Genomic DNA, 17,769 nt, shown 5'->3' with positions numbered 1-17,769 from the left:
TGGTTAGGGATTGGTAGTCAAAGGGTGAGGCGGGCAACCGACGCCCCATAGTCCGGGGTATTGCCCAATTCAAAACCCTGGGCCAGGGATACGTACTTCACGAAGTAGCCCCTGATGGCTTTGTTCTCCACTTTTGCCCCTGCTGTCCAGCTGATGGAAGCAAAGTGGTAGCCGGTGACGTGGAACGCCGCGAAACCCTTGATGTAGTACTTTCCGCTGGAGCCGGTTCCGGTCGCTATGTCGTACAAGGGCAGGAGGACCGTTTGGCTCTGCATCTGGGTGAAGTCGGCGGCGCTGCACGTGGAGGGGACACTCGCGCCCGTGTCGCTGGAGAACCAGATTCCGGAGTTACTCGAGGCTCCCGCTGTTGCGGTTATTGAGCATTTCGTTGACGTGGTCTGTAACCAGCCGAATCCGCCTGGGATACCGCCGCATCCATTGACTGATTGTTCCAGGACCTGTTCCGGACCCTTTGCGCCGCCTGCAGGAATGTTCAGTTTGCAGTGCGCGATGGCCAACGGCAGGATGACAGGTCCTTTGGAAGGAGTTCCCCAAGCGGCCGATGACCGTGCACCGACTTCCTTGCTGGGAATGCCGAGGGCGTTAGCGAAAAAGAGGGAAACCGAGTTGTCCGGGCCTCCCACTTCTTTGGCACTCGTGGTGACCGCGACGGTCCGGGCGGTTTTGTCGAGCTCGATGGTGTGCACCTTGCTCATGCCGTCCAGCGCGTTCTGGTTGGCGAGGCTGGTGGCGAGGTCCGACGTCGTAGAGCACGCCGCGACGGTGGTGTCTTTGGCGCACTTTTGGGCAATTGCTATAGCGGAGGCGTCTGCGCCGTTTTGCAGCTGCGCGCGTTCCGAGTAGATGACCCCGACGTCGGCGGCAATTGCCACGAAGCCGAGGAGCGTTACCAAGAGGATGGCGACTATGACCGAGACGGCGCCGCGTTCGTTTGTTGCTTGGTTCTGGGTCAGCCGCCGCACAGCATGACCCCCTTGCCGGTCATGGCGAAGGGGCCGGCAATGCCGGTGATGGTGGCCAGATTGTACTTGATGGTGAGGGTCACCTGGTTGCCCGTGCTGCATTTATCGGTGCTGAGCATGACGTCCGAAGTGGGGATGGTGGCGCTGACGGATGCGGCCGCGTTCTTAGCAGCGGTCTTGGCACCTGCTGCGTCGTTGGCGATGGCCATGACCCGCACGCCGTCGCGCGCTGCATTGGTGAGGGTGATCTGGGCGTTGTAGGCGCGACCAAATTCAATGGTTCCCAGCACCAGCATCAAAAGGAGGGGCAGCAGGATTGCGAATTCGACGGCGGCCGCGCCGCGCTCCGAATCTTGTGACACCTGCTGCGCCTCCTCTTGAGTGACTCGTGTTTTGGGCCTGGCTGAGCGAGGCGGTGCGGTTCCGATATGGGGTCCGGAACCGGACTCATTGTTGGTGCTAGGGGGTGGTCGGGGTCGGGTTGCCGAGACCGGTGTTGATGCTGTCGAAGAAGCCACCAAGGGTTCCACCCAGAGTACTAACGGCGATGATGATGACGACTGCAATAAGGCCGACCATGATGCCGTATTCAACGGCGGTCGCGCCCTTTTCTCCACTGAATCGGTTCTTGAGGTTGAGGCCGAGGGTCTGAAGGGTAGCGATAAGAGAAAGCATTTTGTACTCCTGAGCGAGTCGGATGGCTGGCCCTGCACCAGCACTAAGACGAAGTTAGCAAGCGAATTTGGTGTAGAACCGGGATCTTGGAAGACCCTGCGCAAACGCTTTCATCCCCGCACTTTTCCTGCGCTTTTGCTTGCTTTCTGCTGCGCTAACGCTGGGTTTGAACATTCTGAGCACATCGAGGACCCCCTCGGTTCTGGGTGCCGAGGGGGTCCGGTCTATGGGGCGCCTTGGAGGCGTGGAGATCAGCAGGACCTCTACAGGTTTCCTGCGAAACTAGCCATCACATTGATGACGGCCGGGCCGATGATCACGATAAAGAGCACGGGCAGGATGCAGAACATCAGCGGGAACAGCACTTTGATGGGCAGTTTCATGGCCTTCTCCTCAGCCCGCTGCCTGCGCTTCACACGCATCTGCTTCGCCTGGATCCGGAGGACGCCGGCGATGGCGACGCCGTAGATGTCGGCCTGGACCACTGCCCGAACGAATGTCCGGAGGTCCGGTACGTCAGTCCGCGAGGCCAAAGCCAGGTAGGCGTCGCGGCGGCTCCTGCCAACTTGCATGTCCTGGAGAGTACGGGTCAGTTCGAAGGCCAGCGGTCCCTTCCCGTTTTGGGCGGCCCGGGCCATCGCTGATTCGAATCCGAGGCCGGCTTCCACGGAGATGAGCATCTGGTCCAACGTGTTGGGCAGTTCCAGTTCCATGGCTTTCTGCCGTTCCGCGCCGCGCCCGTGGATCAGGATGTCTGGGACGAAGTAAGCCAAAGCAGCTGCAAGGGCCACGAACGTTACTGCAGGTGCTGTCAGGTTTTTGCTGATCATCAGGATGCCCAGGATGCAGGCGATAAGCGCGAGGGCAGGTTTGGCGATCAACAGCCTGTCGAGGGGCAGCTGCGCCGGCCGACCCGCGCGGGCAAGTAGCCCGTCTAGCCAGGCCGCGTAGCGGCTGGGGGTGAGGCGCAAGCCAAGGCGGGATGAACCGCTTGCATCCGTTTGCGGTGCCTGCGCACCGTCAGGGCCAGCACCGCCGAAACGACCCCGGCGAAGGTTCGACTGCACCGCCGCGAACCCACGCCGGTCTACGGCAACTAGCAACCAGGACATAAAGCCAATAGGAAGCACGATCAGACCGATAAAAAGCCACGCCATGGTTGTCATGGTCGCCTCCTAGAACTTGATCTTGACGACACGGCTAAGCCAGAAGGATCCGACTGCCAAAAGGATCAGCGCCACTCCGAGTAAGACCCATCCGATGACAGAGGTATATAAAGTGGAGATGTAGGCGCTACCAGCTACCGACATGTACAGGAACATGGCCACAGGCAAGGCAATCAGGACATAGGCAGAGAGGCGGCCTTCTGCGCTGAGCGCTTTGACTTGGCCTTTGATCTGGCTCCGCTCCCGGATGGTCTCACCAACCTGGTCGAGAACCTCGGCCAAGTCTCCGCCGACCTCCCGGTGAATTTCGATGGCCTGCCCGATCCAACTGAAGTCCTCACTCCGCATGCGGACTGCAGCGTCCTGCATGGACTCCTGCAGATCACGACCCAGCCGTGATTCGTTAACCAGCCGCGCGAATTCCTCGGAAGTAGGCGCATCGGCTTCCTGGGCGACCGCATCCACGCAGCGCATTAGGCTGTGCCCAGCACGGAGGCCCCCGGCCAACATTTGTAATGTGTCGCCGAGTTGGGCGTCGAACCGTGACCGCCGACGACCCGAAAGGACGTTAAGGGTCAGCCTTGCCACCAATGGAGTGGCTGCAGACAACAGGAGCGCGGCCAGGAAGCCATACAAAATGAAGCCGATGACTCCGGCTGTAACAGCGATGCAGGCCACCAAAAGGATGAAGTCGGCCTGGCGCATCTTGAGGCCGGCCTGTTCAAGGGAAGCCCTAATGCCGAACGCAGCATTCCGGCTGACGTTTCGTTCCAGGTAGGCGGTGGCGGAATCTGTGGCGCGCGTAAGGAGGGACGGACCCGCCACCACCCCTGGCCGGCGCCGGGATAACGCGATCTGTCCCGTGCTGCTTCCAAAGGTTATGAGCAGCAACACCGCTACGGCACCGAAACAGAGGGCAAGTCCGGCCGTCAGGAACAGGGGATGGGTGACCGTCACCGGAATCCACCTCCGGTGGGCGCAGCGCCGAATACCGCTGGCGAGATGGGGATGCCGAGTTCAGCGAAATGGTCGACGAACCGGGGGCGGACCCCCGTTGGTTTTGCCCGACCAAGGAACCTGCCGTCGGCGTCAACCCCCGCGCTGTAGTCAAACGTGAAGGCATCCTGGAGGGTAACGACGTCGCCCTCCATTCCCTGCACTTCGGTGACGTGCGTGACGCGGCGGGTCCCGTCGCGAAGCCGGGAGATATGGACGATGACGTTTATCGCCGACGCGATTTGCTCGCGGATGGCCCGCAACGGGAGGTCCATGCCTGCCATCAGGACCAGCGTTTCCAAACGTGAAATGGCATCCCTTGGCGAGTTGGCGTGGACTGTAGAAATGGACCCGTCGTGGCCCGTGTTCATGGCCTGCAGCATGTCCAGGGACTCCCCGCCACGAACTTCGCCGATCACTATACGGTCCGGGCGCATCCGCAACGAGTTCCGTACCAGATCCCGGATGGTAATCTCGCCCTTGCCTTCGATATTCCGTGGCCGGCTTTCCAGCCGGATCACGTGGTCTTGCTGAAGTTGAAGTTCAACTGCGTCCTCAATGGTCACGATGCGTTCATCGGACGGCAGGAACGAGGAGAGCACATTGAGCAGGGTGGTCTTCCCGGTGCCAGTGCCTCCGGAAACGATAATGTTGAGCCGTGCTCTCACACATGCTTGCAGGAGTTCAGCCATTTCCGGAGACATGGATCCGAGGGAGATGAGGTTGTTGACTGTGAGCGGTACCTGGCCGAACTTACGAATAGTCAATGATGAACCGCTCACGGCCAGGGGCGGAATGATTGCGTTGACGCGCGATCCATCACTGAGGCGGGCGTCCACCAGCGGCGATGACTCGTCGATCCGGCGACCAACTTTGGTGACAATTCGCTCGATCACACGCCGAAGGTGCTCCTCACCGGTAAAACGGGACCCGGTGAGTGTTAGTTTTCCCCTACGTTCGACATAGATCCTTTCGGGCCCATTCACCATGATTTCCGTGATGTCGCTGTCGCCGAGGAACTTCTCAAGGGGACCCAGCCCAAGGACGTCATCGATAATCTCCTGCACCAGGCGTCCGCGTTCAGAGACCGTGAGCGGGATTTCTTCTTCCTCGATGATCTTCCGGAGCTCATCTTTCACGTACTGCTGGAGTTCTGAATCCTCCAATGAGCTGTCTGTGATTCGGCTGCCCATCCGCTCGTAGAGTGCCACACCGGCCCGGTCCTTCACGGAAGCCAACGCTTCGTTCGACTCATTGCTGTGGTTGCGGGCTTCCTGCGAGGCCGTTGGATATCCCGAGGAGTCCTGACCTGCCGGAGCCCAAGGGGCGGCCGGCGCTTGTGCGCCCATCTCCCCGGGCGCACCCAGACCGCGTGCGGCGTCCAACCTTCGTGTAAGACTCATGAGACCAGCGCCCTTCTGTGCAGCTTCTTGTGGGGTCGTTCTTCCCAGCCCGGCTTGAACCTTTCAGCCAGTTGTCCGAGTCCACGGGCCACGCCATCGCGGCTGCCCTCCTGCAGGAGGGGAACCCCTTTGTTTGTGGAGAATGGGACCGCCCTCGAACGCGGCAGGACGATATCTACCGGCCGGCTGATGGTGGCCTCCACGTCCTGCACTGACAGGCCGCTTTTCCGGTCAGCGAAGTTCAATACAACGTGACGGCCGTCCGGCATAAGATCCAGCTCCGTGAGGATCTGGAAGCCAGTTCGCAGCCCCCTGATGCTCGGTACGTCCATGCCGCAAACCCAAACTGCATCGGTCGCTTGATCAAGGGTGGCCAACAAGTGATCCCCCAGCCCGGGCGCTGTGTCGACCACAACATACTGGAATTCGTCGGCTAACTGCCGGATCAGATGCGCCACCTGCTCCCCGGTGATGTGGTCAGCGTGGGCTGGGTTGACAGGAGCGCAAAGCGCGTAGATGCCGCTGTTGTGCAGCGTCAAGTAAGACTTCAGGACCAGGGTGTCCTGGACGGCAGCTCCTGTCACCGCATCAGCCAGGGTCCGCTCGGGCTCCAGCAGTAAACCACTGGCTACGTCCCCAAACTGTAAGTCGAGGTCCAGTACCACCACACTCATTGGGGCGAACTTGCCCAGTGCCACTGCCAGGTTGGTTGTGACGGTGGTCTTGCCCACACCGCCTTTGGGCGACATTACGGCGATGATCCGGCCACCGGTCTTGGGTTCGGAAAGGGTGGCACCCAGTCCCCGGCGGCGGCTGGCGGAGGTCAAGCTGGCCCGTTCCAGCATCTTTCTGATGTCATCGCTTGACGCATCCGGCTGCAGCAGATCACGGACCCCGGCGCGCATGGCCGGCAACGCGATCCCCTCGTCAACCTCCGTGACCAGGACAATGCTGATCTCCGGAAACTGCAGGTCGAAAAGACTGGCCATCCGGATTGCATCTTCTGCCGCCAACCCTGGACCCAAGAGAACAACTTCCGCGGGTTCGGCACTTACCGCCCGGAGGACATCTTCGGGACTTGGGGGAAGATAGTCGGCCGGCAGCACTTGAATATTGCCGTGAAGTCCCTTGGCGGCTTCCTGGGCGCGCTGGGAGAAGGCTCTGTCCGCGGTGACCACTACGAACCTGCTCATTTGAAGAGCTCCGTCTTCTTCACAACTGTCGGGCTGCTTTCTGTGGCGGAGCCGGGTTCCTTCGTGAGCCACAGCTTTCCAAATTCTGCGGCGAAGGCAATTTTTGCTGCGTCCGCGTCATTGCGGGCGAATGTAACCAGCAGTTGGCCCTCTGGCAGTTGGGTATTAGCCTGCTCTACCTCGTCTCCGGAGGACGATGCCTTTGCTGTGGAGCGCTGGACGCTGGTGACCAGGACCTTGTGGAAGATTTGCTGCCCGATCTCCTCACCTGCGCCCGTACCGGTGCCAGCTGAGAACAACGCCACGATGCCCACGGTGTCGCCGGCGGCAATCCGGCCTCCAACGACGCGCTGGGCCTCAAGCTGAACGGAAACTTCCTGCATTCCCTTGGGCACCGGGACCGAGCCGGGTGCCGCAAGGCTTGTTGGATCCACCAAACGGACGCCAAGGAGGGCCTCACCGGGTACCAGGTCAGCGGCGGCCACTTTGTCCTTTAGGCCGTCAAGGCTTTTCAGCGCTCCATTGGGTACGGATGCGCCGGGCAACGACGCCAGCCGTACGGAGTCCTGTATTTGGTCCACGGTGGCACCGCGTGGAATCTGTTTCTCGACTACCAATACTTGTACTGGCTGTAAATTCGCTTGGGCCCTGGCTTCGGAACCCTGGACATATGAGACTAGGAGCATTGTGCCAACTACCGCTAGCACAAGCGCTACGATGCCTCCCAGAAGGCGGTTCTTCACTTGTCTATCTCCTTTGGTTCATGTTCGGCTGAGCTGGCTGCTCCAGGCCCAGGTGGTGCATAAAAGGGGTCAGTTACTCAGTTGGGCGCCCGTGGCCCCGTACGTTGTTGGTCCGCCAAGAGTCATAGCCTCGGCCAGGGAGATCTTCTTGATAAAGCGGCCGAAGACTCCAAGATCGCTGTTCTTCAAGTTCAAGGAATTCGAAAGCGCAGTGGCCTCGGAGGTCATGAACGTTTCGGGCAGGCCGCTGCCACCCTTCAGATGCCAGCCACGAAGGGAGAGATGCGCGAAGGCTTCGAGATGGAATTCTGCGTTCGAGCCGGTGCCGCGCCGGTTGTCGAAAATAGGGACCAGAATCTCTACGGTCTTTGACGAGTCCACCAGGGCGGCACCCCACCGGTTCATCATGGCTGCGCAGTCGCTGTTGTAGTCGTTACCGGTGTCTGTGTCGACCCATGGGTCGGCAATGTCCACCTTCACGCTGCAGTCGTGGGAAGGGTCGTCCAGCCAGCCGAAACCGCCGGGGACTTCCAGTCCGGAGGACGACGGGGTAATGCATTCGTACAGCGGGTCTGAGGCGAGAGAGCTTCCATGCGCCGGGAAGAATTGCAGGTCCTTGGTGAAAAAGGGATCCGATTCGCATTTCGAGAAAGTCAGTGGAATGACATTTCCTGCCGCGAAACCGCCGAACTTAGCCTGCGCTGTTGCCCGGATATCGGCAGTCTGGACTCCCAAGGCCCGCGCGAAGGTCAGCGAGAAGTGGTTGTTACCGGCAGCGTCCTTGGACTGTGTGGTGACGTTGACGACGCCGGAGCCCACCGTAGCGCTGACAATGTTGGTGTTGGCGTCCAGGGCATTCTGACCTGCCATCGTGGCTGCCTCTGCGACCGGGGCAGCGCACCCGGCGGCTGGCGGCGTTTCCAGGCACCCCTGGGCGATGGAAAGGGCTGCTGCGTCGGCCCCGTTCTGCAGTTGGGAGTGCTCTGAATACATGGTGGCAACGTCCACGGCAAAGGCGGTGAAGCCCAGGAGGGCCACCATGGTCAACGCCGACAGGGGGGCGATGGCACCCCGTTCGCTCGTTCGTGATCTCAGCCGCCGCATCTCATAACTCCTTTGCCTTTGATCGAGAGGGTGGCAGGCATTCCCGGAATGAGGTTGGGGAACCCTGTCATCCAGGCAGTTGTGTAGGTGACAGTGACTAAGGCGTTGCCGTTGGAGGTGCACGACGCGCCTGAGGAATATGAGACTCCGACGTTAGCCGCGCTCAACGCGACGGACGGGGCTGCTGCTACGCCCGCAGCCTGAGCGCTCGCAGTGGTGTAGCCCGCTTCGGCATTGTGGATGGCCGCGTACCGGGCAGCCTCACGGGCTGCCTCTGTCAGCGAAACCTGGATGTTGAAGGCACGTCCCATCTCAGCAATGCCCAGGACGAGGACCAGGAAAATAGGCAGGATGAGGACAAACTCGACCGCCGCAGCTCCGGTCTCGTTCCGGGGTCGCTGCCGGGACTTTAAAATGCCAATTAGGTTCATGTGGTCACCGAATTCGAATGGCCGGATATACCGGGAAGCGGCGGCTGGGCTGAAGGCCTAGTTACGGCCGGGTCATTTGCGTTCCGGCGGCTAGAGCCCGGCAGGAGGGCGGTGGTGGACGAGGTGGTCCTACCGCCCTGCTTCCGGGCTCCGGCTGCTTGTCGGGGACAGCGCTGCTTACGGGAGTGCGTTGGTAACGGTTGTGAAGCCCCTGAGGATATCCTGACCAAGGGTGACGACGATCCCCACGATTACAGCGGCGATCAGTGCCACCAGCAGACCGTATTCAACGGCGGTTGCGCCCTTCTCAGATGAGAAGCGATCCTTGACGCCGGCGACGAAAGCCATCATCGAGACCATGATTGAAGTCATTGTAGTTTCCTTAATTCGGTGAAATGGATTGGGGTTTATTTCAACGAATCTCCAGCTGCCCCCATACATCTTCAGCGGCTGGACTTCGCTAAAGGGAGATTGTCATCCAGAGGATAGGGCCAGCAATGCGTAGTGGTACGCGAGTTTTCTAAGGCCGGTTAAAAGTACTACTTGAAATTGGCGTGCAGTACTCATGTAATGAATCGAGTACACGGATGCACTACTTGAATTGATGCAGTCTTGAGCAGGGCGAGGGCCGGAAAATGCCGCCGGAGAAGCTAGAAAATGAACAGGCTTGCGACGGCAGTGGCGCCGAGCATTGAGGGTCCGTGAGCGACTTCTGAGGCTTTGTTCCGGCCTTTTCGGCTGAGAATCAGCACCGTGACTACACCGTTCAAAACGAACCCGAAAAGGCCCCCATAGAGCAGTTGGCTCCAACCTAGGTACCCGAGATAAAGGCCGACGGGCGCTGCGAGCTTCACGTCGCCCATTCCGATCCCGCCCGGAGAAATTAGTCCCAAAATGAGGTAGCCAGCAAATAAAATGACGGCTCCGAGCAGGGCGCGCAGCAAATTATCAGTCTGCTGATCAAATACTCCGGGCATCAAAAGCAATAAGAGTCCACCCGCGAGCAGCATTAACACGAGTGGGTTAGACAACAAATGTAGTGCGATGTCAATCCGGGCGAGCTGCACGCCGAGAACCGCCAGGAATAGGAAGGCCGGCAGGGCAATTCCCATTCCAAACCGCAAACTGAAGGCGCCACATGCGAGGCCGGTGAGCGCCGCCGTCGTAATGCGGACTGAAGGGCGGGGAAGCCCGCCCAGCCTGGGAAGGTACCTGGCAATAAGGATCTCCGCGACAGGGGAGAGGACCAGCCCAAGGAGGGCGGCCCCGACAACGAGGAGCCAACCGGCGGGACTGTCGTCACCCGTTGCAAACACTGCGACCCCCTGCGTCCGTCAGGCCGGCGGGAGCTGAGGCGCCGTCCGGCTACCCCATTTTGACCCTGAACCCCTTAACGCGCTAATCTTGGTAGTCGTTGTGCGTGTCCTATTCCGATGGTGCGTGCCCGCTTGAGAATCCGGTTGCAGGATAACTACTCAACGTGCACATTCGGAACCACAGGATGACTGGTTACATAGAGCCCTCACCTCTGTTCCGGTAGCGCGCAGATAGTAGGTGCCCACCCCTGAGTGGCTCCTAAACAAGAACGCCAGAATAAGAACGAGGCAAACACCGTGCGTACGTACACCCCGAAGCCCGGCGATATCAACCGCCAGTGGCACGTCATTGACGCCACAGACGTTGTCCTTGGTCGTCTCGCGAGCCAGACCGCAATCCTGCTGCGCGGCAAGCACAAGGCCACCTTTGCATCCCACATGGACATGGGCGACTTCGTCATCATCATCAACGCTGAAAAGGTCGCCCTCACCGGCGCCAAGCTGGAGCAGAAGCGCGCTTACCGCCACTCCGGTTACCCGGGCGGCCTGACCTCCGTCAACTACGCGGAACTGCTGGAATCCAACCCGGTCCGCGCCGTTGAGAAGGCCATCAAGGGCATGCTCCCGAAGAACTCCCTCGCTGCACAGCAGCTGGGGAAGCTGAAGGTGTACCGCGGTGCTGAGCACCCGCACGCCGCCCAGCAGCCCAAGACTTTCGAAATCACCCAGGTCGCCCAGTAGTCCTGGCCACCAAACAACTTATCTATACAAGGAGAATCGTGGCTCAGAACGAAGAGACCACCGAAGCCGTTGAGGCTGAGGAAACCCTGACCAGCTACACCTCTGAAAGCTCAGCTGCTGACGCCGCTGCGCCGAAGAAGGAGCGCCCGGCCCTGACCGTTGCCGGCGCAGCAGTTGGCCGCCGCAAGGAAGCCGTTGCACGCGTTCGCGTTGTTCCCGGCTCCGGCAAGTGGACCATCAACGGCCGCGCGCTGGACAACTACTTCCCGAACAAGCTGCACCAGCAGGACGTCAACGAGCCCTTCAAGATCCTTGATCTCGAAGGCGCCTACGACGTTATCGCCCGTATCCACGGTGGCGGCATCTCCGGTCAGGCCGGCGCCCTGCGCCTCGGCATCGCCCGTTCGCTGAACGAGATCGACGTCGAGAACAACCGCGCCACGCTGAAGAAGGCCGGTTACCTCTCCCGTGACGCCCGCGTCATCGAGCGTAAGAAGGCCGGTCTCAAGAAGGCCCGCAAGGCTCAGCAGTACTCCAAGCGCTAAATCCGCTTGCGCAGAAGCCCGTCCCGCCATTGGCGGGGCGGGCTTCTGCCGTTTCTGCCTTAAGTGCACCTGGTATAGGAGCGTGGAGGAAATTTCAGCTCCCGGTCGCAGTGGCTAAGCAGTTCAACATGCATTGAGCGCGCCTCACCTGCCGTTTCAAGCTCAACCCACCCCATCCTCTAGACTTGACCGGTGTCTAGATTATTTGGAACTGATGGTGTCCGGGGCCTGGCGAACGGTCTGTTGACTGCGGAGCTGGCCATGCAGCTGGCCCAGGCGGCCGCCGTCGTGCTCGGCCACGACCGCAACTCCAACGGGTCCCGGCCGCGTGCCGTGGTGGCCCGGGACCCGCGTGCCAGCGGTGAGTTCATCGCCGCAGCGGTGGAGGCCGGGCTCTCCAGCTCAGGCGTTGACGTCTATGACGCCGGCGTCCTGCCCACCCCCGCCGCCGCCTACCTGGTCGCCGATCTGGACGCGGACTTCGGCGTGATGATCTCCGCCTCCCATAACCCGGCGCCGGATAACGGCATCAAATTCTTCGCGCGCGGCGGCCAGAAGCTCCCCGACGAGGTCGAGGACGCCATCGAGGCCCAGATGTCCAAGGAAGCAGTCCGCCCTATCGGCGCCGACGTCGGACGCATCCAGCGCTTCTCCGACGCCGAGGACCGCTATATCGTCCACCTCCTCCAGACCCTGCCGCACCGGCTGGACGGCCTCACGGTGGTCCTTGACTGCGCCCACGGCGCCGCCAGCGGTTGTTCACCCCAAGTATTTAAGGACGCCGGCGCGGACGTCGTGGTCATCGGCGCAGACCCGGACGGCCACAACATCAACGACGGCGTCGGCTCCACCCATTTGGGTCCCCTCAAGGAGGCCGTCGTGAAGTACGGCGCAAACCTGGGCATCGCGCATGACGGCGACGCCGACCGTTGCCTCGCAGTGGACCATGAGGGCAACGAGGTGGACGGCGACCAGATCATGGCCATCCTCGCAGTCGCGCTGAAAGCCTCGGGCAAGCTCAAGGACGACGTCCTCGTAGCTACGGTGATGAGCAACCTCGGCCTGAAGATCGCACTTCGTGAAGCCGGCATCAGCATCCGTGAAACTGCGGTGGGGGACCGTTACGTCCTCGAGGAAATGCGCGACGGCGGCTTCAACCTGGGCGGCGAACAGTCCGGCCACGTAATTTTCGCCGACCACGCCACCACCGGCGACGGCGTGCTCACCGGACTCCAGATCGCAGCCCAGATTGCCCTGACCGGAAAGCCGCTCAAGGAGCTGGCCACAGTCATGATCAAGCTCCCGCAGGTACTCATCAACGTCAAGGGCGTGGACCGCGCCGGAGTCCGCAGCAATGAGGTCCTTGCCCAAGCAGTCGCAGCGGCGGAGGCCGCTCTGGGCGATACCGGCCGCGTCCTGCTCCGCCCCTCCGGCACCGAGCCCGTTGTCCGCGTGATGGTGGAAGCAGCCGACGAAGAGACCGCCCAGTCCATCGCGGAACACCTTGCCCAGGTGGTCCGCGCAGAGCTCGCTTTGGAACTCGTTTCCGAGTAAACCGACGGATAACCAAAGCGGCCCGCCTCCATCAGGAGGCGGGCCGCTGGCGTTTTATTCGGTGGAGTTAGGGCGTCCGGCTCTTGAGCGCGTCGCGGATCTCCGTCAGCAGCGCGATCTGCGGGTCCTCCGCAGACACCTCTTTCACGTCCTGGTTGATCCCCAGTTTGCGGTTGCGGCGTTCGATCATCAGGTTCATTGGCATCACCACGACGAAGTAGATGGCCGCGGCGATCAGCAGGAAATTGACGATTGCGGTCAGCAGGACACCGAACTCGATGGCGTTGCCGTTCAGGTCAACCTTCGCGAAGCTGTCGAAGTTGGGGGAGCCCACCAGCCCAGCGACAAAGGGCATCAACACCTTGTTCACCAGCGCCGTAACCACCGCGCCGAAGGCAGTTCCAATAACGACGGCGACGGCAAGGTCAACGACATTGCCCTTCATAATGAAATTCTTGAATCCACTCAGCATAGGAACCAAGCTAGCCCAGCTTCGTCAACCCCTGTTGAAGGGCGGCAATCTCCCCGGTGCGTGTTGGGCACCCAGCTTGCCCACAAGCCTTACGGATACCCGGGCGCCGCCCCCACGCCAAAATACTCCTCCAGCGTGTTGATGCCCCGCTTCGACATGTCCGTGGCCGCCTCCACGCCGATGTACCGCAGGTGCCACGGCTCGTAGTAGTAACCGGTGAGGGGGTGGAGCATCCACGGGTACCGCACCACAAACCCGAACCGGTGCCCGTTCGCCTTCGCCCACACGGCCGCGGGCTGGTCTGCGAAGCACGGCTGGAAACTGCACACGCCCCCGCCGTCCGCGATGTCGAAGGCCCAGCCGGTCTGGTGTTCGGAATAGCCGGGCCGGGCACTGGCGGTATCAGCGTCAGCCTGGCCACGGGACGCGACATACCCGTTGTACGTGGCCACCTGCGTGCCATAGGAGCGGTAACCACTCGCCAGCACCATCGCCACCCCGTCCCGGGCGGCAGCCTCGAACATCTCCTCGGCCGCGGCCGCCGTCGTACTGTTCAGCATTGCTGCCTCGCCGGAAACCGTTGAGGCGACGGCGGGCTGCACGAGGTCGGCCGGCACGTAGTCGGCCGGGACCAGCGGCCGGCGCTTGTTCACGATCAGCCACGGGCTCGCCGGGTTCGTAAGCGAAAACTGCCGCGGCAGGGCGGAGGAGGGCGACGGCGTGGGGGAAGGCTCCGGAGGTGCGGGAGCCGCCGTGGTAGCCTCCGTCGTCGTGATCGGTGAGGGCGAAAGTGAAGGTGAGGCGGAGGGGGAGCCCGACGACGGCGGCAGCGCCCCGGGTGCCTCCGGCGTGCAGGCAGCCAGCACAGTGAGTCCTGCCCCGGCAGCGAGGAAACGGGCGAAGCTGCGTCGGCTCGTCGCCGTTTCAGCCGGTCCGGAGGAAGGAGCGCAGTCGTAGCACACCTGTGCTAAACCTTCCGGAGCAGCATTCGGCGGATTGAGTGGTCCGCCTCTTTGGTGAGCACCAGCTGCGCCCGGCCGCGCGTCGGCAGGACGTTCTCCTCCAGGTTGGGCTCGTTGATGCGCTTCCAGATGTCCCGCGCGGTGCTCTCAGCCTCGTCGTCGGAAAGCGCCGCGTACCGGTGGAAGTAGGACTCCGGCTGGGCGAACGCCGTGGTGCGGAGCTTGCGGAACCTGTCCACGTACCATTCCTCGATGTAGGAGGTTTTGGCGTCCACATAGATGGAGAAGTCGAAGAAATCGCTCAGCGCCAGCCCCTGCCGGCCGTCATGCCGGGGCCGCGCCGGCGCCAGGACGTTGAGCCCTTCCACAATCAGCACGTCGGGACGGCGGACCACAACTTCCTTGCCGGGAACGATGTCGTAGGTGACGTGGGAGTACCAGGGCGCCCGGACTTCCTCGGCGCCGCTCTTGATTTCGCTCACAAAGCGCAGCAGCGCGCGGCGGTCGTAGGACTCCGGAAAACCCTTGCGCTCCAGCAGTTGCCGCCGCTTCAATTCAGCCAGCGGGTACAGGAAACCGTCAGTGGTGATGAGTTCAACGTTCGGGGTGCCCGGCCAGCGGCGCAACATTTCGCGGAGCACGCGGGCAATGGTGGACTTCCCGACAGCCACCGACCCCGCCACGCCGATCACAAACGGGGTGCGCTGGGTCTGCTCGCCCAGGAAGGTGGTGGTGGCGGCGTGCAGCTGGCCCGCGGCTTCGACGTACAGGTGCAGCAGCCTGGAGAGCGGAAGGTAAACCTCCCGTACTTCCTTGATATCCAGCGGGTCGCCAAGGCCCCGGAGACGGACAATGTCCTCTTGGTTGAGAGGCTGTTCCATCTCGTCTGCAAGCCGGGACCAGGTCTGCCGGTCCAGCTCAACGAACGGGGAGACGCCTTCGCCGTTCGCGTCATTGCGTTGCACAGTCACTTTAGAGATTCTGCCCCCAGCCCGGCTGAGAGCGAAATGCGGGCGCACGCCCACAGGGGGAGTGCGCAACAGAAACGGCTCCCGGGAGGCGTCCCGGTTTAGATCTCAGGCATCCCTGCCGATAGTCTTGAGCCTATGTGTGGAATCGTAGGATACGTGGGCCGTTCTAATCACGGCGGAAGTCACAGTGCGCTGGATGTAGTTCTTGAGGGACTGCGCCGGCTGGAGTACCGGGGCTACGACTCCGCAGGGGTCGCCGTGGTGTCTCAGGGCTTGATTGAGTCCCGGAAGAAGTCGGGGAAGCTGAGCAACCTGATTGCCGAGCTGGAAGCCCGTCCGCTGCCGGAGACGGTGACCGGGATCGGCCACACCCGCTGGGCCACCCATGGTGGACCGACGGACCGCAACGCCCACCCGCACCTGGCCGATGACGGCAGGCTCGCCGTCATCCACAACGGCATCATCGAGAACTTCGCAGAGCTCAAGCTCGAGCTGCTGGACAAGGGCGTGACGTTCCTGTCCGAAACGGACACCGAGGTGGCCGCGGCGCTGTTGGCGGACATCTTCCGGAACAAGCTCGGCGGCGACACGTCCGACGGCGGCCTGACCCGGGCGATGGAGCTCGCCTGCCAGCGCCTCGAGGGCGCCTTCACGCTGCTGGCGGTCCACGCGGACCAGCCCGGCGTCGTGGTGGCCGCCCGCCGCAACTCACCCCTGGTGGTGGGCCTGGGCGAGGGCGAGAACTTCCTGGGCTCGGACGTGTCCGGGTTCATCGACTACACCCGCCGAGCCGTGGAGCTGGGCCAGGACCAGATTGTCACCATCACCGCGGACACGGTGGACATCACCGATTTCTTCGGCAACCCCGCCGCGGGCAAGGAATACCACGTGGACTGGGACCCCGCCTCGGCGGAAAAGGGCGGCTTTAGCTCGTTCATGGAGAAGGAAATCCATGACCAGCCCGACGCCGTCGCCCAGACCCTGCTGGGCCGTTCCGACCTGAACGGCATGCTGACCCTGGATGAGCTGAGGATCGACCCGGAGCTGCTGAAGCAGGTCAACAAGATCATCGTCCTGGCGTGCGGCACAGCCGCCTATGCCGGCACGGTGGCGAAGTACGCGATCGAGAACTGGTGCCGGATCCCCACCGAGGTGGAGCTCGCGCACGAGTTCCGCTACCGCGACCCGATCCTGGATGAGAACACCCTGGTGGTCTCCATCAGCCAGTCCGGCGAAACCATGGACACCCTGATGGCCGTCCGCTACGCCCGGGAACAGGGCGCGAAGACCATCTCGATCTGCAACACCAACGGATCCACCATCCCGCGCGAATCGGACGCCGTGCTGTACACGCACGCCGGCCCGGAGATCGCGGTGGCTTCCACCAAGGCATTCCTGGCCCAGATCACCGCAGCGTACCTGCTGGGCCTGTACCTGGCGCAGCTGCGCGGGAACATCTTCTCCGGCCAGATCAAGGACGTCCTCGCGGACCTGAACAAGATCCCCGCGAAGATCCAGACCATCCTGGACAACGCCGAACCACTCCGCGAACTCGCCCGCAGCATGGCCAACGAAACGTCAGTGCTGTTCCTCGGCCGCCACGTGGGCTACCCCGTGGCTCTCGAGGGTGCGCTGAAGCTGAAGGAAATCGCGTACATCCACGCCGAGGGCTTCGCCGCCGGTGAGCTCAAGCACGGCCCGATCGCCCTGATCGATGAGGGCAAGCCGGTGTTCGTGGTGGTCCCGTCCCCGCGCGGCCGCGATTCGCTGCACGCCAAGGTGGTGTCCAACATCCAGGAAGTCCGCGCCCGCGGCGCCCGCACCCTGGTCATCGCCGAGGAAGGCGACGAAGCCGTCAAGGCCTACGCCGAGTACGTCTTCTACGTCCCCGAAACCCCCACCCTGCTCATGCCGCTGCTGACCACCGTTCCGCTGCAGATCTTCGCCGCGGAACTCGCCGCAGCCAAGGGCTACGACGTGGACCAGCCCCGCAACCTCGCCAAGAGCGTCACGGTCGAGTAACTGCGGATCGGCGACGCGCCGGTTGTTTTGCACTGAACGCCCCGGGCCCCTGGCCTGGGGCGTTCTTTGTATCTGGCGCGGTGCACGGCGCACCGGGAGCGCAGATCGTCACCGTAGAATAAGCCGCATGATCGTTGGCATAGGCGTAGACGTTGTAGACATCGAGCGGTTCGGCCGCCAGCTTGAGCGCACCCCGGGCCTGAGGGACCGGCTGTTCGTCCCCGCCGAGCGGGAGCTGAACACCCGCTCGCTGGCGGCGAGGTTCGCTGCGAAGGAAGCTGTGGCCAAGGTCCTCGGTGCGCCGGCCGGCATGAACTGGCAGGACTGCTGGATCGGCCTGGACCACAACGGCCCTACGGTCCAGGTCAAGGGCACGGTGCTGGCCGTCGCCGAGTCCAAGGGCGTCAAGCGCTGGCACCTTTCCATCAGCCACGACGGCGGCATCGCCACGGCCACGGTCCTGGCCGAAGGCTGAACCGGCCCGCTGCAACT

At 62.3% G+C, this 17,769-nt stretch carries 20 protein-coding genes; 5 read left to right on the top strand and 15 right to left on the bottom strand.

The genetic code is table 11. The features are described from left to right. Nucleotides 1-17 precede the first annotated feature (17 nt). The 12 genes from CXQ88_RS02200 to CXQ88_RS02145 all read right to left on the bottom strand — a co-directional run bounded on the left by CXQ88_RS02200 (nt 18) and on the right by CXQ88_RS02145 (nt 9,806). Nucleotides 18-983, bottom strand: coding sequence for a TadE/TadG family type IV pilus assembly protein (locus tag CXQ88_RS02200; protein WP_258061653.1), 966 nt, complete (start codon nt 981-983; stop codon nt 18-20). After that, nucleotides 971-1,345, bottom strand: coding sequence for a TadE family protein (locus CXQ88_RS02195; RefSeq protein ID WP_104042518.1), 375 nt, complete (start codon nt 1,343-1,345; stop codon nt 971-973). The genes CXQ88_RS02200 and CXQ88_RS02195 overlap by 13 nt, the downstream gene beginning before the upstream one ends. Nucleotides 1,346-1,442: 97 nt before the next feature. After that, on the bottom strand, nt 1,443-1,658 hold the full coding sequence (locus CXQ88_RS02190; protein ID WP_104042517.1) for a Flp family type IVb pilin: 216 nt from the start codon (nt 1,656-1,658) through the stop codon (nt 1,443-1,445). 263 nt (nt 1,659-1,921) lie between these two features. Then, entirely contained in the window at nt 1,922-2,824 is a 903-nt protein-coding gene (locus CXQ88_RS02185; protein WP_104042516.1) for a type II secretion system F family protein, read from the bottom strand. Nucleotides 2,825-2,833: 9 nt separating this feature from the next. Continuing rightward, nucleotides 2,834-3,781 (bottom strand): type II secretion system F family protein, encoded by a 948-nt coding sequence (locus CXQ88_RS02180; RefSeq protein ID WP_104042515.1) that lies wholly within the window; start codon nt 3,779-3,781, stop codon nt 2,834-2,836. After that, nucleotides 3,778-5,223 (bottom strand): CpaF family protein, encoded by a 1,446-nt coding sequence (locus CXQ88_RS02175; RefSeq protein ID WP_104042514.1) that lies wholly within the window; start codon nt 5,221-5,223, stop codon nt 3,778-3,780. The genes CXQ88_RS02180 and CXQ88_RS02175 overlap by 4 nt, the downstream gene beginning before the upstream one ends. Continuing rightward, nucleotides 5,220-6,416 (bottom strand): AAA family ATPase, encoded by a 1,197-nt coding sequence (locus CXQ88_RS02170; RefSeq protein WP_104042513.1) that lies wholly within the window; start codon nt 6,414-6,416, stop codon nt 5,220-5,222. The genes CXQ88_RS02175 and CXQ88_RS02170 overlap by 4 nt, the downstream gene beginning before the upstream one ends. Further along, a complete protein-coding gene (gene cpaB / locus CXQ88_RS02165) occupies nt 6,413-7,123 on the bottom strand; it encodes a Flp pilus assembly protein CpaB (protein ID WP_104042723.1) in 711 nt (236 codons plus the stop codon). The genes CXQ88_RS02170 and cpaB overlap by 4 nt, the downstream gene beginning before the upstream one ends. Before the next feature lie 105 nt (nt 7,124-7,228). After that, nucleotides 7,229-8,263, bottom strand: a complete 1,035-nt coding sequence (locus CXQ88_RS02160; RefSeq protein WP_104042512.1) for a pilus assembly protein TadG-related protein — start codon at nt 8,261-8,263, stop codon at nt 7,229-7,231. Next, complete coding sequence (locus CXQ88_RS02155; RefSeq protein ID WP_104042511.1) at nt 8,251-8,694, bottom strand: TadE/TadG family type IV pilus assembly protein; 444 nt, start codon at nt 8,692-8,694, stop codon at nt 8,251-8,253. The genes CXQ88_RS02160 and CXQ88_RS02155 overlap by 13 nt, the downstream gene beginning before the upstream one ends. 177 nt (nt 8,695-8,871) lie before the next feature. After that, nucleotides 8,872-9,066, bottom strand: a complete 195-nt coding sequence (locus CXQ88_RS02150) for a Flp family type IVb pilin (RefSeq protein ID WP_104042510.1) — start codon at nt 9,064-9,066, stop codon at nt 8,872-8,874. A gap of 278 nt (nt 9,067-9,344) precedes the next feature. Beyond that, on the bottom strand, nt 9,345-9,806 hold the full coding sequence (locus tag CXQ88_RS02145) for a prepilin peptidase (protein ID WP_306736170.1): 462 nt from the start codon (nt 9,804-9,806) through the stop codon (nt 9,345-9,347). Nucleotides 9,807-10,307: 501 nt separating this feature from the next. On the opposite strand from CXQ88_RS02145, the gene rplM reads away from it, so the two are divergent. From rplM to glmM, 3 genes are all read left to right on the top strand, one after another. Beyond that, nucleotides 10,308-10,751 carry a 50S ribosomal protein L13 gene (gene rplM, locus CXQ88_RS02140; RefSeq protein ID WP_015937805.1) on the top strand — a complete coding sequence of 148 codons (444 nt, stop codon included), beginning with the start codon at nt 10,308-10,310 and terminating at the stop codon, nt 10,749-10,751. A 38-nt stretch (nt 10,752-10,789) separates the two neighbouring features. Further along, the gene (gene rpsI, locus CXQ88_RS02135) at nt 10,790-11,296 is read left to right on the top strand and encodes a 30S ribosomal protein S9 (protein WP_050684362.1); all 507 of its coding nucleotides are present in this window, start codon (nt 10,790-10,792) and stop codon (nt 11,294-11,296) included. A gap of 192 nt (nt 11,297-11,488) precedes the next feature. Then, entirely contained in the window at nt 11,489-12,850 is a 1,362-nt protein-coding gene (gene glmM, locus CXQ88_RS02130; protein ID WP_104042508.1) for a phosphoglucosamine mutase, read from the top strand. Between the two features lie 67 nt (nt 12,851-12,917). On the opposite strand, the gene mscL is transcribed toward glmM, so the two are convergent. From mscL to coaA, 3 genes are all read right to left on the bottom strand, one after another. Beyond that, on the bottom strand, nt 12,918-13,322 hold the full coding sequence (gene mscL / locus CXQ88_RS02125) for a large conductance mechanosensitive channel protein MscL (protein WP_104042507.1): 405 nt from the start codon (nt 13,320-13,322) through the stop codon (nt 12,918-12,920). Between the two features lie 89 nt (nt 13,323-13,411). Then, complete coding sequence (locus CXQ88_RS02120) at nt 13,412-14,284, bottom strand: M15 family metallopeptidase (protein WP_104042506.1); 873 nt, start codon at nt 14,282-14,284, stop codon at nt 13,412-13,414. Nucleotides 14,285-14,289: 5 nt separating this feature from the next. Beyond that, the gene (gene coaA, locus CXQ88_RS02115) at nt 14,290-15,255 is read right to left on the bottom strand and encodes a type I pantothenate kinase (RefSeq protein ID WP_104042505.1); all 966 of its coding nucleotides are present in this window, start codon (nt 15,253-15,255) and stop codon (nt 14,290-14,292) included. Between the two features lie 135 nt (nt 15,256-15,390). On the opposite strand from coaA, the gene glmS reads away from it, so the two are divergent. Both glmS and CXQ88_RS02105 read left to right on the top strand, forming a co-directional pair. Then, nucleotides 15,391-17,277, top strand: coding sequence for a glutamine--fructose-6-phosphate transaminase (isomerizing) (glmS, locus tag CXQ88_RS02110; RefSeq protein WP_104042504.1), 1,887 nt, complete (start codon nt 15,391-15,393; stop codon nt 17,275-17,277). 127 nt (nt 17,278-17,404) lie between these two features. Then, the gene (locus tag CXQ88_RS02105; protein WP_104042503.1) at nt 17,405-17,752 is read left to right on the top strand and encodes a holo-ACP synthase; all 348 of its coding nucleotides are present in this window, start codon (nt 17,405-17,407) and stop codon (nt 17,750-17,752) included. The last annotated feature ends 17 nt before the right edge of the window (nt 17,753-17,769 follow it).

This window comes from Arthrobacter sp. ZGTC412, assembly GCF_002929215.1.
Taxonomy (GTDB): Bacteria; Actinomycetota; Actinomycetes; order Actinomycetales; family Micrococcaceae; genus Arthrobacter.
Note: the sequence above shows the minus strand (reverse complement) of the source record. Positions and strands in the feature narration are given on the sequence as shown.

Excerpts from the sequence above, each read along its gene's own strand:
- CXQ88_RS02190 (WP_104042517.1), bottom strand. The coding sequence starts at position 1,658 with ATGCTTTCTCTTATCGCTACCCTTCAGACCCTCGGCCTCAACCTCAAG.
- CXQ88_RS02185 (WP_104042516.1), bottom strand. The coding sequence starts at position 2,824 with ATGACAACCATGGCGTGGCTTTTTATCGGTCTGATCGTGCTTCCTATT.
- CXQ88_RS02175 (WP_104042514.1), bottom strand. The coding sequence starts at position 5,223 with ATGAGTCTTACACGAAGGTTGGACGCCGCACGCGGTCTGGGTGCGCCC.
- CXQ88_RS02170 (WP_104042513.1), bottom strand. The coding sequence starts at position 6,416 with ATGAGCAGGTTCGTAGTGGTCACCGCGGACAGAGCCTTCTCCCAGCGC.
- CXQ88_RS02160 (WP_104042512.1), bottom strand. The coding sequence starts at position 8,263 with ATGCGGCGGCTGAGATCACGAACGAGCGAACGGGGTGCCATCGCCCCC.
- CXQ88_RS02155 (WP_104042511.1), bottom strand. The coding sequence starts at position 8,694 with ATGAACCTAATTGGCATTTTAAAGTCCCGGCAGCGACCCCGGAACGAG.
- CXQ88_RS02150 (WP_104042510.1), bottom strand. The coding sequence starts at position 9,066 with ATGACTTCAATCATGGTCTCGATGATGGCTTTCGTCGCCGGCGTCAAG.
- CXQ88_RS02145 (WP_306736170.1), bottom strand. The coding sequence starts at position 9,806 with ATGGGAATTGCCCTGCCGGCCTTCCTATTCCTGGCGGTTCTCGGCGTG.
- mscL (WP_104042507.1), bottom strand. The coding sequence starts at position 13,322 with ATGCTGAGTGGATTCAAGAATTTCATTATGAAGGGCAATGTCGTTGAC.
- glmS (WP_104042504.1), top strand. The coding sequence starts at position 15,391 with ATGTGTGGAATCGTAGGATACGTGGGCCGTTCTAATCACGGCGGAAGT.
- CXQ88_RS02105 (WP_104042503.1), top strand. The coding sequence starts at position 17,405 with ATGATCGTTGGCATAGGCGTAGACGTTGTAGACATCGAGCGGTTCGGC.